This is a genomic window from Anaeromyxobacter sp. SG64, from assembly GCF_022690745.1.
GTDB lineage: Bacteria > Myxococcota > Myxococcia > Myxococcales > Anaeromyxobacteraceae > Anaeromyxobacter > Anaeromyxobacter soli.
Window position 1 is genome coordinate 1 of record NZ_JALCZB010000173.1, and the last position, 3,475, is coordinate 3,475.

Sequence of the window (3,475 nt, forward strand, 5' to 3'; positions counted from 1 at the left end):
CAGCTCCCGGCCGGCAGGGGGCCCGGCGCCGGCCGGCCGGCGTACACCTCGAACGCGACGGGGAGGCGCGCGCCCGCGCGCGACGCGTCGGCGGCGCGCAGCGCGTAGCCGTCCATGGTGGAGGCGTCGAACGCCGGCACGTCGCGCGCGGCGGAGAGGTCCTCGGCGAGCGCACGGCCGAGCGCGCCTTCGAGCGGGACGCGCTCCGCGGGGAGCGGCGCGAGGTCGGACAGCGCGGCGAGGATGCGCGCGCGGGCGGCGGCGGGCGTGAGCACGAGGGGTTTATACACCGCGGGCGCCCTTCTTCCTGCGGTGCGCGCTGCGCCGCGCGTGTAGACTCCCGCGCCATGACGTGTCCCTCCTGTGGTGCGGCCGTCGCCGCCGGCGCCTTCTGCTCGGCGTGCGGCGCTCGCCTCGCCCCCACGCCCACGACGGGGGCGGCGCACGACGCGCCGGTCCTCGCGACCACCTCCGCCGGCGCCGCCCTGCGCTACCAGCTCGTCGGCGGCAGCGCCTTCGCGTCGGCGCGCGTCGAGCTCTCCCCCGGGCAGTCGATCCGCGCCGAGGCGGGCGCGATGGTGGCGATGAGCGGCAACGTCGACCTGCAGTCGCAGCTCCAGGGCGGGCTCGTCGGCGCCCTGAAGCGGATGGTCACCCGCGAGTCGCTCTTCGTCTCGACGTTCACCGCGACGGGCGGCGCCGGAGAGGTCATCCTCGCGCCGCCCGTGCCGGGCGACGTCATCGGCGTCGAGCTCGGCGGGCGCGCGCTGCTCGTGCAGTCTTCCTCGTGGCTGGCCTCGGAGCTGGAGGTCCGGCTCGACACCGAGTTCGCCGGCTTCCGCGGCCTCTTCGCCGGCGAAGGGCTCTTCTTCATCCGCGCCTCGGGCGAGGGCACGATCCTGCTCTCCTCGTTCGGCGCGATCGTGCGCCGCGCGGTCCCCGCCGGCGTGCGCTATGTCGTGGACACGGGCCACGTCGTGGCGTTCGATGCGCGCATGCCGTTCGAGGTGCGCAAGGCGAGCCGCCGCGGCTGGGTGCGCTCCTTGCTCTCGGGCGAGGCGCTCGTGGCGGAGTTCGCCGGCCCCGGCGAGGTCTGGCTGCAGACCCGCAACCTGCGCTCCCTGGCGGGCGCGCTCTTCCCCTTCTTCCCGACCCAGCAGCAGGGCGGGGGGCTCGGGCAGCTGTTCGGAGATTGACCATGGCGCACGAAGGCCAGGAGCGGCGGCGGACCGCGATCGTCGAGGAGCTGCGGCGCGCGGGGGGGAAGGCGCTCTCCGTTCGCGAGCTCATGCAGCGGGCGAAGCTCCACCCGGGCGAGCGGACGGAGGTGAAGCGGGCGCTCCGCGATCTCACGCGCGAGGGGCTCCTTCACCGGGACGGGAAGCGCTTCTCGCTCCCGGGCGCCAAGCCCGCGGGGGCGCCGGCGGCCGCGCTCGCCCCGGTCCGCGAGCGGCGCGGCCTGCGCCGGCCGGGCCGTGGCAACGAGGTGGTGGGCACGCTCAAGAAGCACCGGGACGGCTACGGGTTCGTGGCGCGCATCGACCGCCAGGGCGACGACGTGTTCCTGCCGCCCGGCGAGGCGTCGCAGGCGCTCGACGGCGACCTGCTCCGCGTCGAGATCGTGCCGGCGCGCGGCGGCCGCACCGCGGGCCGGCTCGTCGAGATCGTGGAGCGCCGCCGCAGGCTGCTCATCGGCACCTACCACGCGCGCGGCGCGCGCAGCTTCGTCGTCCCGGCGGACGAGGAGCTCGGCGAGGTCGTGCCCGTGCCGGAGACGAGCGCGGCGCAGGACGGTGACGTGGTGAAGGTCGCGCTCGAGCCCGGCACCGGGCGGCTGCAGGGCAAGGTGGCCGAGGCCATCGGCCGCCCCGGCGAGCCGCGCGTGGAGGTGCTGAAGGTCGCCTACGCGAAGGGCTTCGCGGACGTGTTCCCCGCGCCGGTCCTGGCGGAGTCGCAGGCGATCCCCGATCACGTCCGGCCCGAGGATCGCCAGGGCCGCCGCGACCTGACCGCGCTCCCCCTCGTGACGATCGACGGCGAGGACGCGCGCGACTTCGACGACGCGGTGCACGTGGAGCGGCTCGAGGGGTCGAAGGGCAGGGGGCTCTACCGGCTCGTCGTCGCCATCGCCGACGTCGCGCACTACGTCCGGCCGGGCTCCGCCCTCGACACGGAGGCGTCGCGGCGCGGGACGAGCGTCTACTTCCCGATGCAGGTGCTGCCGATGCTGCCCGAGCGGCTCTCGAACGGCATCTGCTCGCTCAACCCCGCCGTGGACCGGCTGTGCATGGTCGCCGACCTCGTCCTGGACGAGCGGGGGGAGACGCGCTCGGCGGAGGTCTACGAGGGCGTGATGCGGAGCGCCGCGCGCTGCACGTACACGGAGGTGGCGAACGTCCTCGCGGGCGAGCGCGTCCCGGAGCGCGAGCGGTTCAAGGAGCGCTTCGAGCTCATGGCGGAGCTGCAGGAGAAGCTCACCGCCATGCGGGGGCGCCGCGGCGCGCTCGACTTCGATCTCCCCGAGGCGAAGATCGTGCTCGGCGAGGACGGCCAGGTCGTCGCGATCGAGAAGCGGCCGCGCAACCGCGCCCACCGGATCGTCGAGGAGTTCATGCTCGCCGCGAACGAGGCGGTGGCGCGCTGGTTCGGCGCGCGCGAGCTGCCCACCATCTACCGCGTGCACGACGTGCCGGACGAGGAGAAGCTCCAGGCGTTCCTCGACCTCGCCGAGTCGCACGGCTTCGAGGTGCCGGAGGTGCCCGGGCCGCAGGCGCTGAACGCGCTCCTGGGGCGCTTCAGGGGCCACGCGCAGCAGCGCGCCCTGAACCAGCTGCTCCTGCGGGCGATGATGCAGGCCATCTACTCGACGGAGAACATCGGCCACTACGGGCTCGCCGCCGAGCACTACCTGCACTTCACCTCCCCCATCCGCCGCTACCCGGATCTCGTCGCCCACCGGCTCCTCAAGGAGGAGTGGGCGCGCCGGCACGGTCAGTCGACGCGCGAGACGCCGGCCTCGGTGCTCGCGGAGCTCGCCGCGATCTCGTCGGAGCGCGAGCGCGCGGCGATGGAGGCCGAGCGCGACATCGCGGCCTACTACGCGGCGCTCTTCATGAAGGACAAGGTGGGCGAGCGGTTCGAGGGCGTCGTCTCGGCGGTGGTGGAGTTCGGGCTGTTCGTGGAGCTGAAGCGCTGGTTCGTCGAGGGGCTCGTCAAGATCGAGGACCTCGGTGGCATGCCCGAGCTCGACACCGAGCTGCACGCCCTCGTCGATCGCACGACGGGCCGCGCGTTCCGGGTGGGCGAGGAGGTCACGGTGGACGTCGTCTCCGCGAGCCCCATCCGGCGCCGCATCGAGCTGAAGCTCGTGGAGGAGGCGAAGGCCGCTCCCAAGGGGCGGAAGCGCCGCGGGGCGGAGCAGGTCCTCGCGGAGGCGGAGGCGGCGGTGCGCGCACCGCGCGCGCGCGCGGCGGCC

General features: G+C 74.8%; 2 protein-coding genes and 1 pseudogene. 2 read left to right on the forward strand and 1 reads right to left on the reverse strand.

Annotated features, from left to right (window positions below):
• Nucleotides 1-275, reverse strand: a pseudogene (locus MNZ29_RS23705) (molybdopterin molybdenumtransferase MoeA); the annotation flags it as partial.
• Between the two features lie 72 nt (nucleotides 276-347).
• Between MNZ29_RS23705 and MNZ29_RS23710 the strand changes: the two are divergent.
• Nucleotides 348-1,196, forward strand: a complete 849-nt coding sequence (locus MNZ29_RS23710) for a TIGR00266 family protein (protein WP_242341536.1) — start codon at nucleotides 348-350, stop codon at nucleotides 1,194-1,196.
• Nucleotides 1,197-1,198: 2 nt separating this feature from the next.
• Nucleotides 1,199-3,475 (forward strand): ribonuclease R (gene rnr, locus MNZ29_RS23715; RefSeq protein WP_242357038.1); only part of this gene is annotated, 2,277 nt, incomplete at its 3' end.

Excerpts from the sequence above, each read along its gene's own strand:
- MNZ29_RS23710 (WP_242341536.1), top strand. The coding sequence starts at position 348 with ATGACGTGTCCCTCCTGTGGTGCGGCCGTCGCCGCCGGCGCCTTCTGC.